Source organism: Bacillus sp. RC242 (assembly GCF_044908245.1).
Lineage (GTDB): Bacteria > Bacillota > Bacilli > Bacillales > Bacillaceae_G > Bacillus_A > Bacillus_A mycoides.
On the sequence record NZ_JBIYCZ010000005.1, the window covers coordinates 1 to 26,558 of the forward strand.

Below are 26,558 nucleotides of genomic sequence, written 5' to 3' on the forward strand. Positions count from 1 at the left end.
CAAATCTTTAAAGCACCTACATATAGACTTTCGAAAAAAAGAAACAATCTCGCTTATCATTGACGTTACATGAGCTTAGCTTGATAGCGATGGGGTACCGCCACATGCCCATCAACTTAAGAATTTTATAACGCCCCAAAAACAAAAAAATTGTACATTTTCACCTAAAGATGCCAATTTTCTCGTTTTAGAGTATTTGTTTTTTTGGGGGTTGATGGGCATGGGGGATAACAACGATTCGTTCTTTTTCGGACCACTTGTAAAAAACTTTGAAAGGTATGATAAAACAATGACTTTAAGGTAATTAAATTTGAAGTTTTCAAGAAGATTTTCTTTAAATGTATTCCGTCCACTTATTTTCCAGCAATATTTACAGGTGTTCTGTAAACAAATTTTGTTAAATTCATTCCAAAAGTTAACGGAACTCTAATTCTGTTACTTAAAATAATGAGTGGCCCAAAAAATAGTAATCGTTGCCGTGCCCCGAATACGGAAAAATGATTATATCTTGAGTACCATCTACACAATATTTTCCTTTCGGGCCCTTTTTATTGCTTCTTCGCGGTTGTTGACGCTGAGCTTCGAGTAGAGAGTCGAGCAATAATTGCGGATCGTTCCCTCCGATAAAAATAATTTGGCGGCGATTGACTTATAACGCAGTCCACCTGACAGATGTTCCAGAATCTCCATTTCACGTTTCGTAAGCCCGTACGGGAAGTTTTCCTGACTTGAACCGATCTTCTCCAATTGCTCGCGTTGACTTTTCATCTCTTCGAAAATTCGCGTAGCGACCGATTGATCGATCCAGATTCCTCCGTTATAAATTAGTTTCAAGGCTTCCTTCATCTCTCGCGGATGAATCGACTTCAGCATGTAGCCCTCCGCCCCGTGCTCCAATGCAGTTGCTGCCTGCAAGGAATCCTCAAACGTTGTCATGAACACAACCTTCATATCAGGCCATCGTTGTTTCATCTCAAGTAAAGTTTCAATCCCGCTCATTCCCTGCATACTAATATCCATTAGCACGATATCCGGTTGGGACCGCTCACAATGTTCTAATGCTTCGCCACCGTCCCTGGCTGTACCAACTACGTTAAAATCAGTATGCTGATCCAAAATTTGCTTCAAACTGTCGGTAATGATCACCTGGTCGTTAACGAGCAGCAGGCGGATTGTATCATGTGCAGGCTCTGTCTGCAACGGAATATTACATATGACGAAAGTTCCTTGTTCTGGCTCGGAATGCACGGACACCGTGCCGTGAAATAGCTTAAGTCGTTCCTTCATCCCATTAAGTTCAAATCCAAATTGGATTTCTTCCATTCCGATGCCGTTATCTTCGATCTGTAACCTGAGCTGCTGACTCTCGAAATACAACTGAACGGATATCAAGCTCGCCGAACCGTGCCGAACCGCGTTGTTCAGAGACTCTTGAAGGCAACGATATAGACAAAAGTTTATTTTTTGCATAACGAGAGTCTCGCTGCCGATCACACGGAATTTGACCATTATACCTGTTGACTTCATAAAATCTTCGGTAAATTGCCGTAGAGATTCACTTAACGAATGGTTCAATGGAGTATGAGAGAGCTGATACAGATGTTTTCGGATATCAACCAGACTGTGTTGGGCGATTCCGACAAGCGAATCGATCCTCTCTATCTGTGAATTCGGTACGGACGATCGCAGCGATTCGACGCCGACGATGAGTGAGGTAAGCGTATGGCCAATCGTGTCATGCAGCTCATGTGACAGCCGGCTGCGCTCCTCCATCAGCGTAAGTTCCTCAATCCGCTCAATATGCTGCTCCAGCAATAGCTTTTGCTCATGAATAATTAGGGCTTGCTTATGGGACTGAATTAATATATTAAACGTGAAGCCGATGGCGAATCCAAAACCGTTGCTAACGATAAATTCATACGGGAGACGACCAGCGATCCAACCGTTCAATGCCGGCAATATGATTCCACAGAGGATACCTGTCCATACATAGGTTCTTCGATTGCTGGCCAAGCCGATATTCATCACAAGTAAAACGAAAGACCAAAGTAACTCCGGTGCTGTATAGGCTAAATAAAGATGAAACCCCCCCCGCTGCCATGACGTCGACTGCAAGATACCAATCTGCATTTCTACACCAGGCGATTAATGGAACGAGATAAACGACGAAAGCAAAAGAAAATAAGACCCAAAAAGACGCATCGATTAATGACGGTTTGATAAAACTAGCGCTTATGATAATGACCATCCAAAGCGTTCGTATGGCCACAAATATCCAATCATACCAGAACCATTTTTTCATTATAGAGAACACGGATTATGCACACCTACTTGTATTTTTGAAAGTTAATTCTGAATAAATCAAATCTATCATGCACCATAAACTTCTGATCCGTCAAGCGGAAGAGAGGGTAAACAGTTAGAATTTACTGTAACAAGCACGTCACATGAGATATTTGACAGTTTGTCATATGGTATATGTGACAAGTCCAATTCCGAGTGTCAACAAAAGTTTGGCGGTTTCATCACTATCCGATTTAACAATTTTGGGGATAAGGTGAGGATGTAAAGCAACACAACATTCCAAAATAATAGGAGCGATACGTCATGAAATTACTCAAGATTCAAAAAGGAGCTGTACTTGCATTAACAGCTATATCGGCGAGTACACTGGTATTTTCTGCTTATGGGTCTGTAAACCCGGTACAGACTGAAGGCGCGGTACAAGTGAAGACAGAGAAGGAAAAGAAAAGCAAGCATCGGGATGAAGTCAAACGCGTCATTGATGAGGTGGTAACCATCAAAGGAGTCCCAAGTGTCATAGCTGGCGGGTTACAGAACGGGAAACGCTGGTCTTACGCTACAGGTACAGCCAGTTATGAAGTACCACACCCGGTGGAGTCCAATTTTTCATTCCGTATTGGAAGTATTTCAAAGACTTTCACAGCGTCCGTTGTATTACAGTTGGCTGACGAGAAAAAATTGAATCTGGATGATTCGGTTGAAAAATGGCTGCCAGGTGTCATAAAAGGTGAAGGGTATGATGGCAACAAAATTACGATCCGTCAGTTATTGAATCTGGATGATTCGGTTGAAAAATAGCTGCCAGGTGTCATAAAAGGTGAAGGGTATGATGGCAACAAAATTACGATCCGTCAGTTATTGAATCATACAAGTGGGCTTGCTAGCTATACAGATTTGGATTTCCGAGATATTACTTTGCCTCAAAATCCATACCGTTACTATTCCGTCGATGAGCTTATCGACCTTGGACTTTCAAAGCCACCTGTATTTGCACCAGGGAAGGGCTGGAATTATTCCAATATGAATACTGTACTAGCCGGTCAAATTATTCAAAAGGTAACAGGAGAAACGTATGCGGAGCAGATCAGGAAACGGTTTATCATACCGCTTGGAATGAAAGGGACATTTGTGATGGGAAATAGTCACGAAATTCCGGGTAAGCATGCCACAGGATATAATATGGATAGATCGGGTCATTTGTATGATTTAACAGAAATGAATCAATCATGGGTAAATGCGGCGGGAGATATAGTCTCAACAGTTAATGATTTGACTACCTTCTTCAGTGCGTTGTTGGGCGGGAAGCTTCTGACTCAAGAGATGATGGACCAGATGCACACAACAGTAGATGGACCTTTTGGTAAAGTCGGACTAGGGATTTATGAATTTAAAACAGCGGATGGGCAATCTTACTGGGGGCATGCCGGAGGTACTTTCGGATATGAATCGAGAGCCGTCGGATCTCTAGACGGGAAGCATATTCTGGTAACGTGTATCAACTCGGTAGGTCCACAAGTAGCGCCAGCTCACGATAAAATAATCAATAAGGAATTTAGCCATTACGCAAGTCTAAACAGACAGTGAATTATATATGTTTGACCTGCTTGGAAAACGAAAACATACCGATCTATACATGGTTACGGGTGCCGGATCATATCTATCACTCCTCATGGGATTTATACACAAAAGGACCGTCAAGATGTTTTCCTAGCGGTTTTTCTTATGAGATGGATGTATATTGTATTCATAGAAGTTAACATAAAGTCCTATTATGGGTAGAAAGAAAACGGTGGATCCCTACTTTCACAAGGGAACCTCCTTTTTTTGTTCTACGGATCTATGCATTTTTTTATACATTCCTATCCTGGCGCGGTTTTAGGGTTCTTGTTTGTTACTGGATTAGCCGAAAAACTGTATAAAACCTTGCATGCTCTTAGCATGGTTTTTTTCCGAAATGCTGGCGGTAGCCAAGCGCTAAATAATCTGCGAATCAGCACAATTTCTCCTAAATGGTAGGAGTTGTGAGATGCAATATTGCGTAGCACACCGCCCGGGGTTTCACCAGGCCATTCCTCCAATGTTTTGTCCAATTGAACAGTTTGGGCAATCGTGCATGCCTGTTCAATCCCCTAAAGAAAATACTGAATAATCTGTTTCCACTTGAATAGGTTTTGCTTTTCCATACTAATCACGTCCTTTTTTAGAGTACTAGTATCAGTATGTCCAAGTTTCAGAGATTAGTTACATAAGTCATATAGTTTTTGCACCAGAACCATAAAAGTAAGTCTATGACCTATTTTTACACGTATCTCGGCTGTTCCCTATAAGAGGCCAAGTAAATAGAAGACAAAAAAGCGACCAATTTCAATTAGTTGCTTTTTTGTCTGTATTGTTCCACCAATCCCTATTCTTCAATTCGATTGGATCAGTGTAAAATATTCCTATTTTATCATCAGTATGTTTTGTTTCAACCTTCAAACGATAAATGCTAGGAGTTACAATCTGTCCAAATATCAAAATCTTTATAATTGTTAACTGAAAAATTTGAATGATATCATTTTTTTATTATTAGCCTAATAGAGATGTGGTGGTATTCCTATTAAATGATTTTCACAGCAGAACTGGATTTGAAATATATTTACCTGAAAAATCAGATAAATAATGATAAATAGAAAGAACATTTAATTATAGATATAGTTTTTCAGTGAGTGAAATATAATTCGTGTTATCAAATATTTACATAGGAGGCAATTATATGAATTAAAATCCCCCCTTAAGTTTTATTAAAAAATAAAATAATAGTTATTATTCTAGTTGTTATAGAAAGGACGAAGAGAATGTCAATAGTTCAGCGTTATACAACGACTACAAATGGTGCGATGACGTTTACAGGTAATACGCTAGGATTTGGTTCGAATAATCCTAGCTATAATGACATTGGAGCATTCATTACGTTGGATCTTACCCAACAAGTCCCAAGTTATCCAATAGGTAGTACATTGAATTGGAAATTGAATGCTTCTCAAGCATTTCTGAAATTTCCTGTAGCTAGTGAAGTGCTGTATGCAGAGTTGATTTGGGGAGGTACCTCAAAATTTAATGCAGTGGATGTTACAGGAGATATTAACGTTCCCATTTCCTTAACTAACCCACAAGGTTCAATACAAACAATATCTCCTGATGCTACAACGGCCCAAGTAGTAGTGCATGAAAATCACACATTTTATATTCGTACAGCTGATGTTACTAAACTAATAAAGGCGAGTGGGGCAGGTTCTTATACTGTAAGTGGGGTACCAGCCACAATCCAACGGCCAAGTAAAAGTAATGCAGCAGGATGGACGCTTGCTGTTATATATAAAAATCCTTCTTTACCTTCACGAAATATGAACTTATATGTTGGTGTGGCATCTGTTGAAAGAGGGAATGTAGTGGATCAAAAAATTAAAGGTTTTGGGACACCTGAATCCAAACCGTTTCAGGCAAGAGCTTTATTGAATGCTATCGAAGGCGATAGTTTCATTTCTAAGGACCAATTTTTATTTGGTCCATCCCCAGGCCAATTACAAGCCATTTCTGGACCGAATAACTTAGTGGATAACTTTTTCGCTTCACAGATTAATGATGATGGTGGAAATTTAGATACTAGTGGGACAGCGGGAAATAGTAATGTAACCCCAGGGCAAAAACAGTCTACACAGCGCTATGGCTGGGATATTACGAATGTGGATATTTCAAACGCCATGGAAATCTCACAAACTGAAGCGATTGCTCGGTTCAAAACAGATATGGATGGATTCATCCTTTCTGGATTAGGGATTCAAATTGATGTGAATAGTCCGGAACTTAAGATAGACAAACAAGTGGATAAAGATATAGCAATAGTCGGAGACGAGTTAACTTACACAATTTTAGTAGAAAATAGTGGACTAGTAGAAGCACAGAATTCCATTTTTAAAGATATTCTTCCAGATGAGTTAGAATTTGTGCAGAACAGCTTAACTATCGATGGGCAAGCCAAACCCGGAGAAAATCCAGCTAAAGGAGTCAATATCGGATCTGTAAGCATAGAAGGACCAGTCGAGATCATATTTAAAGTGAAAGTGATTGCAGTCCCTACAGATGGAAAGGTGACTAATACGGGTGAGCTGGATTACGAGTTCCAAAGTGCAGCGGGTTTACCTCTCACATCAGGATCTAGTAGCTCAAATGAAGTAAATACTATCATTAAGCATGTACAAGTCGATCTCGTGAAAAGTGAAGATCGTTCGGTTTACGATAAAAGGGGAGGTATTATCACCTACACGCTCGATATTACCAATAATGGAGATACTTCAGTAAATGCACTTTTTATTAAAGATGTCATACCTACAGGAACGGTACTCGTTCCAGGGAGTTTAAAAGTAAATGGTGCACCGGTGCTTGATGATTTAACAACAGGAATTCCTCTTGGTACATTAATTCCTGACCAAACAGCTGTGATTACATTTCAAGTAGCGTTACAAAGTCCGTTGCCAGTGAAAGTAGATAACCAAGCAGAGGCAATTTATCAATTTCAGCTGAAACCAGGTAGCAATGTGCGTGAGGAAGTAGTAACAAGTAACCTAATTACGGCGTGGTTGGAGACCGATTGTCAAAAAGCACAAAATCAGATTTTTGAATCAGTAGCACAACAAGAGCTCGGTTTGATGAAAATCCTTCAAGCAGAAAGTGTAAAGGTACAAGAAGCGGTAAAGGCATTTGAAGAAGAAAGAATCTCTGCCCAAGAACTTGCTAGGATTAATCAGAGTGTCGAAAAAGTAGTCCAAAAAGCTACACAGTTGGAGAAATTATTAAAAGATAAATTAGAAATTGCTAAGCAGATTTGTTGTTAGTAGATTAATGAGAAAGAAGCACAAGAATTTATAGCTTTATTTAGATTGAAAAGGGGGAAGAATATGCCATTTATTCATCGTTTCACCCAAACAACCAATGGTGCGATTACATTTACAGGAAATACATTAGGTTATGCAGATGGAAGTACAGATATCGGGGCTTTTTTGACAACAGATAGTTCTAAACAAGTGTCAGGCTATCCAGCTGGAAGTACAATGAACTGGCAAGAAAATTCCTCTTTGGCTATGCTGAGAATCCCTGCAGACAGTGAAATATTGTATGCCGAGTTGATCTGGGGTGGATCGACTAAAGATCAATATACTGATGTTCGTTCAGCTATCAATACTTCGATTACTTTTACCACCCCAGCTGCTACTGTATCCATCGCACCAGATGCCTTCACTGCACGAGAAGAGTCCGTCTTTGGCGGTCAAGTTTTCTATGTTCGCTCTGCGAATGTAACTGAATTTGTACAAAAAGGTGGAGCTGGAACTTATATAGTAGGTGGTATTCCCGGAACGGTAAGAGATTGTACTTTTTTTCTAGCTTCTACCAATACAGTGGGATGGACGTTGGCTGTCGCTTATAAACATCCATTACTTAAAATTCGAAATATGAATATTTATGTTGGGTCTCAAGTGATTTCTATGTCTAATCCTCCAGTGGATGAGTTGATTTATAATTTTAAAACCCCAGAAGGTGGGGATATCCAGGGACGTGTCATGCTTACGGCACTGGAAGGAAACTCTAATCTTCCTGGCGATCGCTTTGAATTTGGTCCCAATCGTTCGTCGCTTTCGGTGATATCTGGGCCGAATAATCCTGGAAATAATTTTTTTGCGTCGCAGATTAACGATGATCTAGGAAATTTAGATACTAGTGGAACTGCTGGAACGCTCAATAAGCCTCTTGGATCAGACGGATTTGGCGTACGATCGGGTTGGGATATCACGAATGTAGATATTTCTCACACGTTGCATCATAGTCAAACCGAGGCAATCGCCCGTATTGCGACGGCGCAAGATACCTATTTGGTGAGTGGATATGGAGTACAGATTGACGCCAATAGCCCAATCGTAAAAATGAATAAGTCGGGGGATAAAAAACAAGCTGTAGTAGGTGAAATAGTAACTTACACTTTGGAAGTAAAAAATGATGGCTATGTAGATGCGACTAATGTGATTTTTCAGGACTACTTAGATCCAGAACTTGAATATTTACCAGATAGTTTACGAATCAGAGGTGCGGCATGGCCAGGACAAGATATTGCTAAGGGTGTGAACATTGGTACTTTGGCTGTAGGAGAAACAGTCCTCATCACGTATCAAGCGAAAATCATGAAAGAGCCTGATGATAAAGTGGTGCATAATCAAGCATCGATGATCTTTGATTTTCAGAGTAGACCAGATTTACCTATTTCGACAGCGACGAGTATTAGTAACAAACCTGGGATTGAAGTGATTGAGCCACCTACCTGTGAAGAAGGGAAAAATCAGATTATCCAAACGATTGCTGAGGCGGAACAAAGCATTGCTAGGATTATGCGGGCAGAAGCAGAAAAAATTGAAGTAGCTGCTCGTGCGTTTGGAGATAAGAAAATAGGAGTCCAAGATCTCATCGCTGTCAATGAAAGTGTGGAGGATATGTTAGACAGCCTAATCGTACTAGAATCAGTGCTTAAAGATAAACTCGCTGTTACCCAAGAAATTTGTGATTTTTGCTCATAACATCCATATATAATTTGATTCGATGATGGAAAGGGTGATGAAATATGTCTCAAAGTCGGGGGTATGTAAATATGAAAACTGAGGCGAATAGATTAATGGAGGATAGTCTGAAGATGGAAATAAATAAAAAAGTAAACAAAAATGAGGCAAAAGTAAAAGATATTTTGACTTATACCGTTCTTGTAACAAATATGGATCCGGTTGACGCACAAAACACTCTTTTGAAAGATATCCTTCCAAAAGAGTTGAAGTTTGTTCCAGGTAGTGTTTTTGTGGATGGTGTGCCTCAACCTAGTGTGAATGTAAATAATGGGATTAAGCTAGGAATGGTAGGAACAGGAGAACTGATTGAAGTGACATTTCAAGCGAAAGTAATCAATATTCCTCCAGATGAGCTAGTGAAAAATAAAGCCACCTTAAATTATGAATTTGAAAGTGCTTCTGGATCGCCTATCAAAAAAGGAGAAGCAGCCAGTAATATAACAGAGACAAAAGTGATTGTGCGTCCTCCTACTAACTGTGAGAACAATCAAAGTACCATTGAATTTTCAATTAAACAGGAAGAGAAGGCCATTCAGGAGTTACTGGATGCAGAAGCAGAAAAAATAAAGATGGCAAATCAAGCCTTTAATAGTGGCAGGATTACAAAAAATGAACAGAATTTGATTATTCAGAGTGAAAATAGTGTTTCTCAAACATTATCTACATTGAAACAAGAACTACAGAACAAGAGAAATACGATTCAGGATTTATGTAGTGGTTGTAAGTAGAGAAGAAGAGGATGTCTTACTTTTCCTCAGATGCTTTTGAAAAATAGGGAATCTGATTCATCACTAATAAGGTATGAATTACAGAAAAGAAAGGGAGAGGCACATGTCTAATTTTCCGAAAGTGAGTATAGAAAAGGAAGTAGACAAAATTGATGCGGTGGTAGGAGATATTCTAACATATACGTTTACCATTTCCAATGATAGTCTAATTGATGTTACTAATTGTCATTTTAAGGATTTTCTATCAGAAGAGGTGCAGTTTGTCCCGAATAGTGTGGAAATTGACGGTGAATCAAAACCTGGTGAAGATCCAACGAAAACGATTGTACTTGATAGACTATCCATTGAAGGGCCTATCATCATTACATTTAAAGTTGAAGTGATTAAACCCCATTCTAGTGGAGTGATTAGGAATAAAGCTTACATGGGCTCTCAGTATTCAGGTGGTTATGTAGATGCGGTCAGTAACGAAGTACAAACCAATGTGCCAGCAGGACGAACAACCTGTGAATGGTCACGTGACTTAATCATTCATTCCATCGCACAAGAGGAAAAAGGCCTAGCCACGATTCTTTACATGGAAGGCGAAAAGATTCAAGCAGCAATTAATTCATTCCGAGGTGGCCAGATTAAAGTGACGGATTTGCTAGCAATTAACAAGAGTGCAAAGGAAGCAGTTCAGCAAATTGCTAATCTGGAAAAAGAGTTGAAGAAAAAGTTAGATCAAGTTAAAGACCTATGTTGTGGTTGTAAGTAGGGATAGGAATAGATAAATAGAGAAAGGGTGAGAATCATGGCGTTTATTCAGCGATATTCAACCACGACTAACGGGGCGGTTACTTTTACTGGCAACACACTGGGTCTAAGTAATATAAATATCAGTTATACAGATATTGGTGCATTTATCACATTAGATTTGTCTAAGCAGGTACCAGGATATCCTGCAGGTACCACACTAGATTGGAAAGAAAATGCTTCTGCTGCACAGCTTCGCTTACCAACGGGAAGCATAGTATTATATGCAGAGCTAATTTGGGGTGGATCAACAAAAACGAGTACCGAGGATGTGACGAGTGAAATAAATCGGGCCATAACGTTAATCTCACCAAAAGGGAGCACCCTCATTACGCCAGATCCGACTACGAGTCAGCAAGTAGCTCAGGCGAACCAAATATTTTATGTTCGCTCTGCCAATGTTACTAGTTTTATAGATGCAGGTGGGGCTGGTAATTATACTGTCAGTGGTGTACCAGCGACAGTACAAAGATATAAAGGGAACAACGTGGGGGGATGGACTTTATCTGTGGTTTATAAAGATCCTACACTGCCTCTTCGAAATATGAACATTCATGTCGGAACTGCATCGATTGAGAAAACGGGATCAGTAAGCCAGAAAATTTCTGGCTTCTCTACGCCTGAACTTGGTGATGTCAAAGCAAGATTGTTGCTAACCGCAATGGAAGGAGATTCAAAGATTCCAGGAGATCAGTTACTTTTTGGAAAAGATGCCTCTTCTTTAAAGCCCATTTCAGGTCCCAATAATCCGATTGACAACTTCTTTGCTTCACAAATTAATGATGATGCAGGGAATCTAGATACGAGTGGTACCTATGGGAATGTAAATGTCATACCAGGAAGTGCCGGACCAGCAGTTCGTTATAATTGGGATATTACCAATGTGGACGCTTCTACAGCTATGGAGAATTCACAAACGGAGGCATTAGTTCAACTGACTTCGAAATCAGATGGTTATATAGTGACAGGTCTGGGTGTCCAAATTGATGTGAATAGTCCAGAAATCAAAATTAATAAAGAAGTAGATAAAGAAGCAGCTATCGTGGGTGAAATCCTTACTTACACTCTATTAATTGAAAACAGTGGAATGACCGAAGCACAAAAAACTATTTTAAAAGACACTCTTCCACCAGAATTAAAGTTTGTTGAAGACAGCTTACAGATCGATGGCGTTCCTATACCTGGTGGAGATCCGACAAAAGGAGTAGACATTGGTTCCATATCTATCGAAGGCCCGACGGAAGTTACCTTTCAAACCTTAGTATTAAAAGTGCCACCAGACAATAGAGCGGTGAATAAAGCTACTGTCGTGTATGATTTCCAAAGTGCCCCAGGCTTACCGGTCTCTTCAGGTACAGCAGATAGTAATGAAGCCATTACGGTCATTCGAAAAGTAGAGGTAGAGGTAGTGAAACGGCAAGACATGTCAGTTTATGTCAAGGCAGGTAACATTATAACCTATACCATTGAAGTTGCTAATACAGGTGATACACAACTGACCGATGTCGTAATTGAGGATCAAATTCCAAATGGAACGAAGTTGGTTCCAGGCAGTTTACAGATAGATGGGCGCCCTCTCTCAGGCAATATAGAAAGTGGCGTGAATATTGGTACGGTAGAGCCCGGGACGACGACAAGAGTCACCTTCCAAGTGTTGATTGATAACCCAGTGCCTAAGAAAGTGACAAACAAAGCAAAAGTTGATTATAAATATAAGCTTATTCCTGATGGACAAATTTATCGTAAAGTAGAAATGACGAATGAAGTGACAGCTATTCACGAAAGCAATTGTAAAGAAGCACAGAAGAAAATCGTGACAGGTATTGGAGAAGCTGAGTTAGCGGCTGCAGGAGTAATCGTAGCAGAAAAATTAAAAATACAAGATGCAATTCGGGCCTTCAACGAAGGGAAGCAGAGTGCAGAAGAATTACTCAATGAGAATGAACAGTTGACCCACAAACTAACAAAAACAATTTTAGACGAAAAATTGCAACAAGATACATTGCAAAAAGCAAAAATACTTTGTTGCGATGGTATTGAAGGGATTGACTACAGTGGTGTCTATATCATCAAAAATAAAGGAAGTCAAAAAGTATTAGATATATCTAGCGCCTCAAAGGATAATGGTGTAAACGTCCAACAATGGGATTATAACGGCGGAGATCATCAAAAATGGGAACTAGAGAAGATGGCAGATGGGTATTATAAAATCAAAGCAGTTCATAGTGGAAAATTGCTTACTGTGTCCGGAGCTTCAAACAGTGATGGTGCGAATGTAGAACAATGGGAAGACATTGGTGGAGATCATCAAAAATGGAAAATCGAAAAAAATTCGGATGGAACGCTTAAATTGATAGCTAAGCATAGCGGCCAATTACTTGATCTGAAGAGTAGTATACAAAACAATGGTGCTAATATTCAACAATGGCCAGACAATGGTACAGATGCTCAATGTTGGGAATTGACAAAATTAAAATAATACTTTTTATAAAATAAAGTATGTGTTTCGATATAGTAGCACAAAGTAGAAGTATTTGCTTTTAATAAAAACGGTAGAATAAACTTTAAAAAGAAAAGACATGAGTCATTGAGAAGTATAGACTCATGTCTTTTTTGTGTTATGGTGTAAAAAATTATTTAATAGAAGAAATTGAAAATACATTTGATGAGGTAATCTTTTTAAAAGACGGAAATATTGTATTACATGAAAACGTAGAGGAAATTCGTTTTCATCAAGGTAAAGCAGTACATGAGTTGTTTAGGGAGGTTTTTGAGTAATGAATTCACTTTTATAGAGGTATCGTGGATTCTTTAGATGTATGAAAATAAAAACTGTTCGAAAATGTGTTAATAATGGAATGTGAAGCCAATCATCCCTAAAGTGATTCCAAAAGAAAAACTTAAGACTATTCAAATTCCAACCCTCTTATTGATGGGCGTAATGATTGGTACCATGATACCTCAAACCGGATTATATATCATTGTAATACTATTAATGATTTTGTTTACAACCACTTGGGTTACCATGAATCGACAAATTCACAGTCAACCTATAGAGTAGAATCTGCTCCCTTATTTTTGGGTGTGAGGCAAAGCATGGAGAGCAGAGTATTTCCTAAAAAAGTGCTCCTAGATAAATCTAGGAGCACTTTTTTGGATGTAGTTACTGGTTTTATTGGATGGTGAACACCAGCAGTTAGATAATAACTTATGAATGTGAACTACTCACCACTTAGCAAAGTTTGAAGAGGGAGCTTCTTAGTTCCACGACGAAAGTAACCTTTCGTCTCCCTGAGCTTTACTTCGAGGTGTTCCACCCCTAGATGTCCAACGCTAGAGGAAGGAGAATTCTTTCGGGGAATTCGTTAAAACATACTCCAGCCTTCTTGTGCGGAAAGTAGTTCTAGCATTTTAAAACCAGCTATACTATTTCCGTTAGCATCTAAAGCGGGTCCAAAAATACCAATTCCCATTTCTCCTTTTACGCATCCGAATATCCCACCGGCAACCCCACTCTTGGCGGGTATTCCGACGCGAATTGCAAATTCACCAGATTCGTTGTACATGCCGCATGTGACCATAAATGTTTTACAAATTTTTGTTATATGTTCCGGAACGATTTGTTTTTTTCTATATGGATCATATCCATCCATTGCAAAAATCAAACCAATCCGTGCTAAATCAATGCAGTTTACCTCAATTGCACATTGACGTGTGTATAAGTCCATTAACGCCTCTACATCGCCATTGATAATGTCATTTTGTTTCATATAGTAGCAAAGAGAACGATTTAAGTAAGCTGTTTCTAATTCAGAGCCGGCTACTTTTGAAGAGTAATTAATTGTAGGATTGACCGTAATATCACGCACAAAGGAAAGAATCCGTTCCATCTTCTCGTCATTACTATCCCCTGTTAATATACTTGTAATCGCTAGTGCTCCTGCGTTAATCATTGGATTGAGTGGTTTAGAAGGGTTAGCTGTTTCTAGTTTAATAATAGAATTAAATGGGTCACCAGTTGGCTCCATTCCAACTTTAGAAAATACATACTCTTCGCCACGCTCTAAAAGTGCAAGTGCAAGCGTAATTACTTTTGAAATACTTTGAAGGGTCAAAAGCGTTTGGGAGTTCCCGGCATGGATATAATCTGTTTCTTTATGATAAATTGCAATCCCTAAATCATCTGGATTTGCATTTCTTAGTTCTGGGATATAAGTAGCCAGTTTACCTTTTTTTGTATATGATTGTACTTGGTCTAGTAACTGTTCTAGGTTATTTGTTTGAATACAGTGCATAACTAATACGTCCTTTTCCTTTTTATCTTTTTCCGCCAGAAGACTTCCTCCTCAATTTGTGTGAAGGTGTGATAGCACTAGCAGATAGGTGGCAGATGAATGTCGGATGGCGTAAGTCAAAATGTTTGCTAGCATATACTTGTACAGATTGCTCTTTGAAAACTGAAGAAATGAGGTTGGTTGCAGAAAAATCGTTGCAATCGTAAAATCTTCAACGTTCCATCGTCCCACGCTTGCCGAAGTTGCGAAAACCAAGCTAAAGTAGGAAGCGTGATGAGTCAACGTACAAGACACTTCAGTTCTTACCGTAGGAACTACGGGCAGAGCCTGCTAAGATAACTGGTGGATACATCGGTGTTCGCAGGAATCCCCCACTTCAAACATCTCGTAAGAGTGTTAAGTGGGGGAGTTCAAAGAAGCTAACATAATGTTATTACCAGGAAAAATCCAATCCCGATACTATTTTCGTTTATATATTTTCTTTTTGTACACGAATCAGACGCCCCTTTAGAGTTACATTGTTCCAATGATTACAATTGCCTTAATGATTTTACGTAGTAGAACACTGTTTAGTTCTTCCTGAAATCATCAAACCAATCAAACTGCCAAGTAAGGCTATTAAAATCCATCCCATTCCTTCGTTATATAGAGGAACGTATTGCATGAAAGTAAGCAACGAGTCACTAGCAAGTTCTGCTGTTTCTAATCCTTGTACTATACTAATCAGTAATGCTCCTAAAACTGATCCAACATAGACAGCCTGCTTATCTTTTATAAATCGATCAAAAAAAGCGAGGATAATTAGCACAATTGCTACAGGATAGATAACAATTAGGATAGGTAGGGAAAGTTTAATTAGTATAGACAAACCAAGGTTTGATACTCCAAAGCTAAATAAGCAAATAATTAAAATGATTTTGTTATAAGAAATCTTTGGAAATAGTGTTGTGAAAAATCTCCCACATGCTGAAACGAGTCCTACAGATGTAGTTAAACATGCGAATAACATTGTAATTCCTAATAAGGAAAGACCATATTGCCCAAATAAATGTTGTACTAAATTTGTTAATAACACACTTCCGTTTTCAAATGTGCCAAATGTTTGAGAAGTAGCTCCAATATAAGCAAGTGATATATATATGATAGATAATCCAAGTGCGGCTATAAGCCCTGCTACTATAGTAGATTTAGCAATGGATTTTTTATTTGTAACACCTTTTTCTTTTATAGCGTTAATTACGATAATTCCAAATACGAGAGCAGCAAGGGCATCCATTGTTAAAAACCCTTCAATAAATCCTTTGAAAAAAGGAGCTTCCTGATATGAATCAGAGGGTGTTGAAATAGATCCAACTGGTGAAGAAATTGCTTTAACAATAATAATACTAATCATGATTAGTAACAGCGGGGTTAAATATTTTCCAATTCTATCTACCAATTTAGAGGGATTTAAAGATAGATAATACGTTATAGCGAAATATGCAAATGTGTATAGGAGTAATATATACCATTGATTTTGCATGGTGTTACTTAAAAAGGGGGCAACTGCCATTTCATATGAAACAGTGCCTGTACGAGGAATGGCGAAAAAAGGGCCAATTGCTAAATAAATGATAAGAGGGATAATAACACCACAGGCGGGGTGAATCCTACTAGCAAGGGTACTAACATTTCCACCAAAAAGGGAAATAGCAGCGATGGCTAGTAATGGAAGTCCAATACTACTCACAACAAATCCCGAAATCGATATCCAAATATTCGTTCCAGATGAATATCCTAATAATGGAGGGAATATCATATTACCTGCACCGAAAAATATTGCAAACAGCATAAGTCCAATAGGGATTGTTTCTTTAAACGTTAACGATTGTTTCATAGAGCACTCTCCTTTTTTGACGAAAAATGTCGAAATTTAAGTTTTTTTCATTATAACATATGAAATTAGAAAATACAGAAAAATAAAAATGAAAAAAATCCCTTATTTTACTTGAAATACTATTTGAAATAAATAAAATGATATAAATACTCAAATTTATTGTGCTGTCTTACTCTAAATATAGAAATATCTTTATACCAAAAATTATTATATTGAAATTTAAAAGAGGATGAAGGGATCAGCAGCTATTTGTATAAGCGTCTCTTGATTAATTATTATGAATTGATTTTGCTGCGAAGTGTAATTTATTTTAGTTTTTATAATGAGGTTCACCATATCAATTAAATAGACCTGGTATAAATTCAATCGTAAATAAGTCATCCTTTCCTATGATTCTACAGATAGTAGAAGCAAAGAAAAAAGAAAAGGGACATGAACAGGAACAGGCACCGATGGAACGTGCTGTTTATTGGTGTCCGTGAGAAAACAGACCTGTTTTGAATAAGTTAATTTTATTTTGAATATATAATTACTATATATAAATATTTGAATTCAAATAACGGACATAATTTCCCCATATTCACTGCATAAAATTTTGTTAAACTCTGAAATTCAAGAGGTAAATTATTCTTTATCATTGTAGTTCTTTTTTTATACGCTACTCTAAAATGCGTGTAATTATTAGAAATATGAATATGGGAAGAGGAGGGAGAACTGTTATTAAAGATAATTTCCACTTTTATTTATATACAATAATACAGAAATGGTGGTTTTTAGCATGAAATTACAGAATATTGAAATTATTTTAGTTTGTAAATTTGCTAAAACTATTTTAAAAAAGGAGGGGGATTTAACACAGCGCAATCCGTGCATTGTGTGTTAAAAATTAATATGAATAAACGACTTTATAACGTCTTAGCAACGGTCATGGTACTTCAAATAGTAAACATAAACATTCCTACTACTTCGTTTGCAGATTCAGTAGAAAATGTAGTAACGGGAACTAAAATAACGTCTTCTGATATAGAAGCGATAAAGAGTATTGAAGATGATATGAGAGATGAGGATGGAAAAGGGGATAAAATAGATGAAAATGGTGAAATACAAGGAAACTTTATTGTAAATATCCAAAAACAAACTACTTTATATGATTCTCCTAATATACAATCTACTGTTACCAGTGAAATACCTAAACAAATAGCAACAGGAACAAAGAAGAAAGGTGACTGGTATTTTGTTCAAACAAGCTCGGGAGAAGGTTGGATATATAATAGTAATCAAGCCTTTATAGAAAGAAATATCTATACTTTACCAAATGATTCAAGAAAAATAGTAATTAATGAGAAAACAGAAGTTTATTCATCTCCATTTGATGAATTTAAAGAAAATGGTAGTTTAGAACCCCAAACACTAGATGCTATAGCACAGGCAGGAGATTGGTTTCAAATACAAACTGATGGTGAAATCAAATGGATAAAATCGCATTCTGTAAAATTTAAAGGGTCAAAACCTTCACTTATTAAGCAAAGAGCTACTACTAGTAATATATATGGTGTACCATTTACAGAATGGATTGTTCCAAAAGGTAACAATAATATTCGTCCTGGATATGCGATGAATGCAAAGTATATTACAATTCATGAAACAGATAATGAGAGCCCAGGGGCAGGTGCAAAAAATCACGCACAATATTTATATAACCAAGCAACAGGGAATACAGATCGTGCTGCTTCGTGGCATTTTACAGTGGATGATAAAGAGATTTATCAACATCTACCTTTAGATGAGAATGGGTGGCATGCAGGTGATGGAACGAATGGAACTGGAAATAGACAATCCATTGCAATTGAGATTGCTGTAAATAGTGATGGGAACTATGATAAAGCTGTGGATAACGCTCGTAAATTAACAGCATATTTGATGAGGGAGTTAGATATTTCTGTAGATCATGTGGTTAAACATCAAAATTGGAGCGGGAAAATTTGTCCATCAAAAATGATTAAAAGAGATGCTTGGAATGATTTCTTAGTTGGTACAAAAAACTATTATAACGCTAACAATAAAGATGATATTACCGGTGGTTGGTATGAAAAAGATATTCGTGAATTAGCATCGCAAGGGATTATGGTAGGAGATGGACAAGGTTCATATTGGCCGGATCGTCTTGTTACTCGAGCAGAATTTGCAACATTTATTACTAGAGCCTTAAAATTGCCTGAGGGCACTTCAAAATTTACTGATCTTAATACGGCACACCCCTCATTAATAGATGGGATTAATCGTGCAGCAGCAGCTGGAATCATTAGTGGTAGGGGAGATAATATTTTTGCTCCAAATGACACAATTAAGCGTGATGAAGTGGTCATTATGATTGATCGAGCGTTACAGTATAAAAATATTATTGGAAAGCTAGTAGACTTGCCTTTTACTGATCAGAACTTAGCGTATGATAAACAGGCTGTACAACGTGTTTATGGACTAGGGATTGTAAAAGGAAATGAAAAAAACGAATTTATGCCCAAAGGTACAGCCACTCGCGGAGAAGCTGCTGCCTTTCTGAATAGAATGCTACATGTATTAAATAATGATAACAATAATTCAATAGGTGTTGTTACCATAACTGGTTCTGGTGTAAATCTGCGCAAGGGACCTGGGACGACTTATGAAGTAATTCGTAAACTAAATAAAAATGAATCATATTCTGTATATAAGGAACAAAATGGATGGTTAAGTATTGGTGATAATCAATGGTTATTTTATGACCCTAGTTATATCTTTTTTAATAAAAATAAATAAATACTAGAAAAATCGTGTAAAACAGAAAGCATTTTTGTTAGCAAGAATGCTTTCTACTTTTTTATATTTAAATTTCAAATATTTCGAGAGATTTATATAAGGAAATCTATAAATCATTTCATTTGTATAAATCTTGTTTGAAATAAAATACAGTGAACCACTCGCCATTTAGCAATGCTTGAAGTGGAAGCTTCTCAGTTCCACGAAGAAAGCAATCATTCATCTCCGACCTACCGTTGGGCTAGCGCCCTTCACACGCTTGAGGAAGGAGCATTCTTTCGGATAATACGTTAAATATTTTATTTTTACACCATTCTTCAATTATAAAGCGTCAGGACACGTGTAATAATAAAAAAAATTAATTTAATAGTTTATAGTTTAGAAAATTTAGCGCATAAATTGTAAAGTTCGTTGTATAAATATAAATCAGTATACAGCTGTTTATATCTATGAGTTGGGAATGGTATGATATCAAAAAATGAAGAAATAAGTTTTATTATTACTTGACAAGCTCAAAAATAGTGGATATGCTTTAACACGAAACGAATAAAAAATTTAAAATATTTATAACCTGTTAGGTGAGGCTCCTATACAAACACAGGCTATTGCCCAAAAATATCGAAAGATGCCAATGGGTAGAACAGGAATTGTCGGATTAAGGCTCTTCTTAAGATAGCTAAGTGATGAAAGATTCATCCTTTACGTTGTATAGTGCCAAAACTCAACTAGGGGGAATGAGCTTTATTTAGCTATGTCTTTTTTAAATCAACCTCCTTTAGTTGAATCACTAGGGGAGGTTTTTTATATGCAAAATTTTATTTGTAATAAATCTCTTATAAAAGGGGGGAAAACTAATGATTGATGATATTGATCCCATATTTATTAAGAAATTTGTTTTCCCAGAAGTGGGAAAATGATAACAAGTGCCATTGTCCTTAAGGAGGAATTACGATGAAAAAATGTTTGCAACAATTATTAAAGACACAAGACATACACTTAGTGCGAGAGCTTATAAAAAATCAATCCTATGATATTGCAATGGAAATGAAAGATTTTCATCATAAAGATCAGATATCTTTAATGAAATATTTTCCTACTGAAAAAGGTGCGAAAATTCTTAGTTACCTTACTCCAGAGGAGCAATATAATATTTGTACCAATTTGCCTTTGGATAAAGGTGAAGAGCTATTAGCAAGGCAATCTATCGATGACCTTGTTGATGTAATTCTTTCAATTCATGCACTTCAGGCTAAAAAGCTGATACAACTTATGTCTGAAGAATCTCAACAAAGAATTAGAAGTCTGCTGGTTTTTCAATCTGGAACAGCGGGCAGTCTGATGACAATTGACTATATTGCCGCCAGGGAAAATTGGAAAGTGAAAGATACGCTGTCGCATATTAGAAAAATTGGGGCAGGGGTAGAATCAATTTCGTATATTTATGTTCTTGATACGCGTGGTCAGCTTAATGGAATTGTTTCTATTCGTGAATTATTGCTAGCTTCAGATGATAAGACTTTATCATCAATAATGGCATCAGATGTCATTTCAGTTTCAGTGGATCTAGACCAACAGGAAGCTGTACAAAAGCTAATGGATTATGATTTATCTGCTATACCTGTAACAACGATGGATAATCGGATGATAGGTATCATAACCTTTGATGATGCAATGGATGTTTTCGAAGAAGAAGCAACTGAAGATATTCAAAAATTAGGAGGGAGCACCCCATTAGATAAGCCATATTTCGAAACCTCTATTTGGCAAATATACCGTAAACGTATAGGTTGGTTATTACTTCTGTTTGTAGCGGAAGCATATACTGGTTCTGTACTTCGACATTATGAAGAAACTTTGACTCATGTAGTAGCACTGGCTTTCTTTATTCCATTGTTAATTGGAACTGGTGGAAATACAGGTACACAGGTCGTAACTACATTGGTTCGTGCTGTAGCTCTAAATGAGGTGAAATTTAAAGATATATTTCGTGTTATGAAAAAAGAAGCATTAGTAGGTATTTTACTTGGGCTTACATTAGCCGTGGCGGCATTAATTCGTGCGTACACTTTAGGCGTAGGTACAGAAGTCGCACAAGTTGTAGCTATAACTGGATTATTCATTGTTATTTGGTCGTCTATTGTTTCATCTGTATTACCCTTGATTCTAAATAAGTTAAAGTTGGATCCAGCTGTTATTTCAGGTCCGTTCATTACGACATTAGTCGATGGGACGGGGTTAATTCTGTACTTTACCATTGCAAAAATGTTATTAGGCTTATAAAAAATTTATACTAAGTTTTTATACCTAGTTTCGTTCCCGTAAAGTTTGTAGACAAGATTCTTGGAAGCATGGAGAAAGAGAGAATAGAAATGAAAAAAATATTCAAGTTACTGGATTATCCGTTGGTGTTTTCGCTTATCGTTACAATTATATTTGGAATTTTGATGATGTATAGTGCTAGCTCAATTGTTGCAGTAAAAAATTATGGTTATAGTGGTGATTTCTTTTTTCGCTCTCAATTAAATAAACTTTTTTAGGAGTAATAGGGTTAATAATTTGTATAGGACTACCTTTACATATATGGAAAAAACGCATCGTTTCCGTGTGTATTGTAATTGTAAGTATTGTATTACTATTTTTAGTTTTATGGAAAGGGAAAGTTGTTAATAATGCACAATCTTGGATATTTGGAATACAGCCTGCAGAATTTATTAAACTGGGTGTGATTATTGTACTAGCAGTTTTTTTTTCAAAGCGTCAAGAGGTGCAAAAATCATATTGGTAAGGCAGTGGTAAAGTTATTTTGTTTTTAATGTTTACGTTCTTTTTGACATACAAACAACCCAATCTAGGATCTGCATTATTAATTTCAGGAATAGGGGTAAGTATGTTTATATGTTTTGGAATAAACATTTCTATTTTAATGAAATGGATAACTGTTACTTCAATTGTTTGGGTACCGACTTTATACTTTCTTTTTAGGTTTGGTTTATCTGATGTTCAAATGGCACGTATTACAACGGTGTTCAATCCATTTCTTGATGCAAAAGGGGATGGTTACCAACTTGTAAATTCATTTATTGCCATAGGATCTGGTGTAGTTAGTGGACGTGGGTATGGAAATAGTATTCAACAGGAAGGTTTTTTACCTGAGCCTCATACTGATTTTATTATGTCAATTGTATCTGAGGAGCTTGGAATTATAGGGGTACTAATCATATTAACTGGTTTATTAACTATAGTACTTCGCTCTTTTAAGATTGCTCAAGAGTGTAAAAGTCAATTTGGAGGTCTAATATCAATAGGAATCGGGAGTATGATAGGTCTTCAATCCATTGTTAATTTAGGAGGTGTCACGGGAATGTTCTCTCTTACAGGCACCCCACCTTCCATTTATTGGTTATGGTGGAAGTTCTTTAATGGCTAATTTAATAGTAATGGGACTTTTAATAAATATCTCAATTTTCAATAAAAAAAGATAATATATTTGCTTATGGAGGAGAAATGTTAAATTTAATAAACAATCTAGATTATAATGGATTTCGGTATATAAATGAGCATGTGAAAGGAAATGTATACATCGATTATTTAATGATCTTTTTTGCTGAATATGCTCAGTATATGTTCATACTATTATTTATGATTCTTTGGTTAAATAAAAAATATAAAAATAGAACCTGTGTAATTCAAGCTATTATAGCATGCTGTTTTGCTTTTGTGTTGAATAGAATTATTGGATTGTTTTTTTATAGAGAACGACCATTTGTTTCTCAGTTGAATATAAAACAACTTGTTGAGCATAGCGCTAATGCCTCTTTTCCTAGTGATCATGCTACAAGTGCCTTCGCAATAGCTATAACTTTATGCTTATATGAAAAACGTTTAGGGAAAGCATTTTTATTGTTAGCTTTTTTAATTGCTTTTTCAAGGGTCTGGGTAGGAGTACATTATCCGCTGGATGTATTAATAGGAGCTGTTTTAGGATTTTTATGGGCCTTCATAATCCATTATATAGTTAAAACTAACTTCAAAAATAATAAATAAAGCATCTACACTATTATACTTGCGACAGACCACATTATATTCAAAATTTTTGCTGCTAATAAGAGGAAACCTATAAATAAAAATTACTTTTTACGGTGAGAATAATACTATTTAAGTGCGATTGCACTTCTAAATTTGATTAAAAATTCAGGGTGATTATAAAAATATAGCTTTAAAATTATATTTTGAAAAAACAGGGGGATTTTATTTAATGGGTAGGAGGTTAAGTTGTTGCGATCTAATAAAAAAAAATCTTTTTATAATCAGGAAGTACTAGGAAAAAATTATAAAATGCTAAGTGAAATTGCAAAAAGTGATGTTGAGTCGACGTTAGCTTTTTTTAAAACATCGTCTCATGGACTTTCTCAGGAAGAAGCTACTAAGCGGCTTGAAGTATATGGGGAAAATAAAGTGATTTATCAAAAAAGAATAAAATGGTATATAACATTATTTAATTCTTTTAGAAGTCCGTTTATTTCTCTTCTAATCATATTAGGGATGTTATCTTTTCTTACTAATGATATAAAGGGTACTATTATTGTAGGGATTATGGTGGCTGTAAGTGTGTTAATTCGGTTCATACAAGAAATTCGTTCTCAGAAGTCTATAGAAAAATTAAAAAATCTTGTATATGGAAAGGTAACTGCTCTCAGGGGGGGAGATGTTTTATATAAGGAAAATAAGAGGGCGGTATTAGAAGAAAGTGGAAAGGTACAAGTTGCTCTTGAGAATCTTGTACCAGGGGATATTATAGAATTATCTGCCGGGAATATTGTACCTGCAGATGTACGAATCATCTCATCGGAAAATTTACTTGTAAATCAATCATCACTAACAGGGGAAGCATTACCCATTGTTAAAACAAATCAGTATTTCCATATGTACAAAAAACGTGAAATTAGAAAAATCCAAAATTTGATCGAATTGGAAAATCTCTGTTTTATGGGAACTCATATTATAAGTGGTACCGCAAAAGCAATAGTTGTGGGTACTGGAACAGATACTTACTTTGGTTCAATAGCAAAGAATCAGTTTAAACTGAACAAGAAATCTGATTCTAGATTCGATAAAGGGGTAAGCAAAGTTAGCTGGCTATTAATTAAATTTATGATTATCATGACACCTATTGTTATGATAATACATGGATTTATAAATGGGAATTGGTATGAGGCATTTTTATTCGCTTTAGCTGTAGCGATTGGACTTACTCCAGAGATGCTTCCAATGATTGTGACCGCTAATTTGGCTAAAGGTTCTATTAATATGAGTAAAAAGAAGGTACTTGTAAAACAACTATCTTCTATCCATAATCTTGGAGCTATGGATATTCTCTGTACCGATAAAACAGGCACATTGACAGAAGATAAAATGGACCTGGTATGCCATACAGATACTAATGGAGAGAAGTCGGATGAGGTTTTGAAATTAGCGTATTTAAATGGCTACTTTCATACAGCATATAAAAATGAAATTGATCTATCGGTTATGCGTTATGTAAGAGATAGTAGTGAATATGATATATCTCAATACTCAAAAATAGATGAATGCCCATTTGATTTTAATCGAAGACGAGTTTCAGTTGTTGTAGAAACAAATGCTAACGAACGAATAATACTATGTAAAGGTGCTGTTAGAGAAGTTATATCAATTTGTAGTTATATAAAAGAAAATAATAAGATAATTCCTATTACAGATGAAATCCAACGTAAAAATAAACACTTAATTGAACTCTGGCAGGAACGGGGGATGCGTGTTGTTGCAGTTGCATATAAGCAGTTAAAGAGTGATAAAGTGGGGAGTTACTCTATTGATGATGAATCAGATATGATACTTGTTGGATATGTTGGTTTTTCAAATCCACCCAAACAATCGGCTATGGCTGCACTTCATACTCTACAAAAGAAAGGGGTACAAGTGAAAATTTTAACTGGTGATAATGAGTCCGTGACAAGAAATGTATGTAGGAAAATGGGCTTGTATATAGGAGAACCAGTACTGGGTTATGAAATTGATAGTCTTCCTGATAAAGCATTAGTAAAACTTGCAAGTAAAACAAGTGTGTTCGCAAAATTAAATCCTAGTCAAAAATTTCGTATTATTAAGGCACTTCAAATGAATGGCCATACAGTTGGATTTATGGGGGATGGAATTAACGATGTGTTTGCTTTAAAACAGTCTGACGTTGGTGTATCTATCCATACAGCAGATGATATCGTTAAAGAGTGTTCAGATATTATACTTATAGAAAAGAATTTACATGTATTAGAAGATGCTATTGTGGAAGGGCGGACAACGTTTGGAAATATACTGAAGTATATTAAGATGACAGCAAGTTCAAATTTTGGAAATGTATTAAGTTTATTAATTGCTAGTGCATTTCTTCCTTTTCTTCCAATGCTACCAATTCAAATATTATGTCAAAACTTACTATATAATCTATCCCAACTTTCAATTCCGTGGGATAAAGTAGACAATGAATTTTTAGTAAAACCAAGAAGTTGGGATACAAAAGATTTATTTCGTTTTATTATTTTTATTGGGCCGGTAAGTAGTGTTTTTGATATAATCATTTTTATCGTAATGTGGAATATATTTGGTGCAAATATTCCTGAAATGCAATCCTTATTTCAAACGGGTTGGTTCGTAGTAGGGTTACTAACACAATTATTAATTGTGCATATGATTCGTACTCAACATATTCCTTTTCTACAAAGTACGGCTGCTAGACCTGTTTTGATACTTACAGGTTTAGTTATGATTATAGGGATTTCCCTTCCATTTACCAGGTTAAGTACCCAAATTGGCTTAACTCCACTTCCGTTGTATTATTTCCCGTGGTTATTTGGAATTTTAACAATATATGCTCTAGTTACTGAAATTATAAAGAAAATATACATCAGGAAGTTTAATCGATGGCTGTGAACTACTCGCCACTTAGCAAAGCTTGAAGTGGGAGCTTCTCAGTTCCACGATGAAAGCAACCTTTCGTCTCCCTGAGCGTTACTTCGGGGTGTTCCATCCCTAGATCCAACGCTTGGACGCTCTTTTGGTACGGTTGATATTTTACGCAGGAACC

The 26,558-nt window shown here is 36.5% G+C and carries 11 protein-coding genes, 5 pseudogenes and 1 riboswitch; of the genes and pseudogenes, 12 read left to right on the top strand and 4 right to left on the bottom strand.

Annotated elements, in window-relative coordinates; all coding sequences use genetic code 11:
* Positions 1-519 precede the first annotated feature (519 nt).
* A pseudogene (locus ABH957_RS11025) lies at positions 520-2,314 on the bottom strand (response regulator).
* A 341-nt stretch (positions 2,315-2,655) separates the two neighbouring features.
* On the opposite strand from ABH957_RS11025, the pseudogene ABH957_RS11030 reads away from it, so the two are divergent.
* Positions 2,656-3,888, top strand: a pseudogene (locus tag ABH957_RS11030) (serine hydrolase domain-containing protein); the annotation flags it as partial.
* A 275-nt stretch (positions 3,889-4,163) separates the two neighbouring features.
* Here the strand turns inward: ABH957_RS11030 and ABH957_RS11035 are convergent.
* Positions 4,164-4,466: pseudogene (locus ABH957_RS11035) on the bottom strand (hypothetical protein); the annotation flags it as partial.
* Positions 4,467-5,141: 675 nt separating this feature from the next.
* Here ABH957_RS11035 and ABH957_RS11040 point away from each other — a divergent pair.
* From ABH957_RS11040 to ABH957_RS11065, 6 genes and pseudogenes are all read left to right on the top strand, one after another.
* Positions 5,142-7,178, top strand: a complete 2,037-nt coding sequence (locus ABH957_RS11040; RefSeq protein WP_404453893.1) for an alpha-helical endospore appendage domain-containing protein — start codon at positions 5,142-5,144, stop codon at positions 7,176-7,178.
* Positions 7,179-7,241: 63 nt separating this feature from the next.
* The gene (locus ABH957_RS11045; RefSeq protein ID WP_002068932.1) at positions 7,242-8,906 is read left to right on the top strand and encodes an alpha-helical endospore appendage domain-containing protein; all 1,665 of its coding nucleotides are present in this window, start codon (positions 7,242-7,244) and stop codon (positions 8,904-8,906) included.
* A 44-nt stretch (positions 8,907-8,950) separates the two neighbouring features.
* The gene (locus ABH957_RS11050; protein ID WP_404511202.1) at positions 8,951-9,676 is read left to right on the top strand and encodes a DUF11 domain-containing protein; all 726 of its coding nucleotides are present in this window, start codon (positions 8,951-8,953) and stop codon (positions 9,674-9,676) included.
* Positions 9,677-9,779: 103 nt separating this feature from the next.
* A complete protein-coding gene (locus ABH957_RS11055) occupies positions 9,780-10,433 on the top strand; it encodes a DUF11 domain-containing protein (RefSeq protein ID WP_404490956.1) in 654 nt (217 codons plus the stop codon).
* 36 nt (positions 10,434-10,469) lie between these two features.
* Entirely contained in the window at positions 10,470-12,950 is a 2,481-nt protein-coding gene (locus ABH957_RS11060; protein WP_404511204.1) for an RICIN domain-containing protein, read from the top strand.
* A 158-nt stretch (positions 12,951-13,108) separates the two neighbouring features.
* Positions 13,109-13,249, top strand: a pseudogene (locus ABH957_RS11065) (ABC transporter ATP-binding protein); the annotation flags it as partial.
* 587 nt (positions 13,250-13,836) lie between these two features.
* On the opposite strand, the gene glsA reads toward ABH957_RS11065, so the two are convergent.
* Both glsA and brnQ read right to left on the bottom strand, forming a co-directional pair.
* A complete protein-coding gene (glsA, locus tag ABH957_RS11070; protein ID WP_078214540.1) occupies positions 13,837-14,766 on the bottom strand; it encodes a glutaminase A in 930 nt (309 codons plus the stop codon).
* Between the two features lie 550 nt (positions 14,767-15,316).
* Positions 15,317-16,642 (bottom strand): branched-chain amino acid transport system II carrier protein, encoded by a 1,326-nt coding sequence (gene brnQ / locus ABH957_RS11075; RefSeq protein WP_404511206.1) that lies wholly within the window; start codon positions 16,640-16,642, stop codon positions 15,317-15,319.
* Between the two features lie 891 nt (positions 16,643-17,533).
* Between brnQ and ABH957_RS11080 the strand changes: the two genes are divergently transcribed.
* The 5 genes and pseudogenes from ABH957_RS11080 to mgtA all read left to right on the top strand — a co-directional run bounded on the left by ABH957_RS11080 (position 17,534) and on the right by mgtA (position 26,404).
* Positions 17,534-19,438, top strand: coding sequence for an S-layer homology domain-containing protein (locus tag ABH957_RS11080; protein ID WP_404453885.1), 1,905 nt, complete (start codon positions 17,534-17,536; stop codon positions 19,436-19,438).
* Between the two features lie 563 nt (positions 19,439-20,001).
* A riboswitch (M-box (ykoK) riboswitch) is annotated at positions 20,002-20,178 on the top strand.
* Between the two features lie 211 nt (positions 20,179-20,389).
* Entirely contained in the window at positions 20,390-21,718 is a 1,329-nt protein-coding gene (mgtE, locus tag ABH957_RS11085) for a magnesium transporter (RefSeq protein ID WP_002185814.1), read from the top strand.
* Between the two features lie 89 nt (positions 21,719-21,807).
* Positions 21,808-22,920 (top strand): annotated as a pseudogene (locus ABH957_RS11090) (FtsW/RodA/SpoVE family cell cycle protein).
* A 22-nt stretch (positions 22,921-22,942) separates the two neighbouring features.
* Entirely contained in the window at positions 22,943-23,482 is a 540-nt protein-coding gene (locus ABH957_RS11095; RefSeq protein WP_033729449.1) for an undecaprenyl-diphosphatase, read from the top strand.
* 228 nt (positions 23,483-23,710) lie between these two features.
* Positions 23,711-26,404 carry a magnesium-translocating P-type ATPase gene (mgtA, locus tag ABH957_RS11100; RefSeq protein WP_404511208.1) on the top strand — a complete coding sequence of 898 codons (2,694 nt, stop codon included), beginning with the start codon at positions 23,711-23,713 and terminating at the stop codon, positions 26,402-26,404.
* The last annotated feature ends 154 nt before the right edge of the window (positions 26,405-26,558 follow it).

Bases quoted from the DNA above. Each gene is read 5' to 3' on its own strand.
- ABH957_RS11060 (WP_404511204.1), top strand. From the start codon at position 10,470: ATGGCGTTTATTCAGCGATATTCAACCACGACTAACGGGGCGGTTACT.
- ABH957_RS11080 (WP_404453885.1), top strand. From the start codon at position 17,534: ATGAATAAACGACTTTATAACGTCTTAGCAACGGTCATGGTACTTCAA.
- ABH957_RS11055 (WP_404490956.1), top strand. From the start codon at position 9,780: ATGTCTAATTTTCCGAAAGTGAGTATAGAAAAGGAAGTAGACAAAATT.
- ABH957_RS11040 (WP_404453893.1), top strand. From the start codon at position 5,142: ATGTCAATAGTTCAGCGTTATACAACGACTACAAATGGTGCGATGACG.
- glsA (WP_078214540.1), bottom strand. From the start codon at position 14,766: ATGCACTGTATTCAAACAAATAACCTAGAACAGTTACTAGACCAAGTA.
- brnQ (WP_404511206.1), bottom strand. From the start codon at position 16,642: ATGAAACAATCGTTAACGTTTAAAGAAACAATCCCTATTGGACTTATG.
- ABH957_RS11045 (WP_002068932.1), top strand. From the start codon at position 7,242: ATGCCATTTATTCATCGTTTCACCCAAACAACCAATGGTGCGATTACA.
- mgtE (WP_002185814.1), top strand. From the start codon at position 20,390: ATGAAAAAATGTTTGCAACAATTATTAAAGACACAAGACATACACTTA.
- ABH957_RS11095 (WP_033729449.1), top strand. From the start codon at position 22,943: ATGTTAAATTTAATAAACAATCTAGATTATAATGGATTTCGGTATATA.
- ABH957_RS11050 (WP_404511202.1), top strand. From the start codon at position 8,951: ATGTCTCAAAGTCGGGGGTATGTAAATATGAAAACTGAGGCGAATAGA.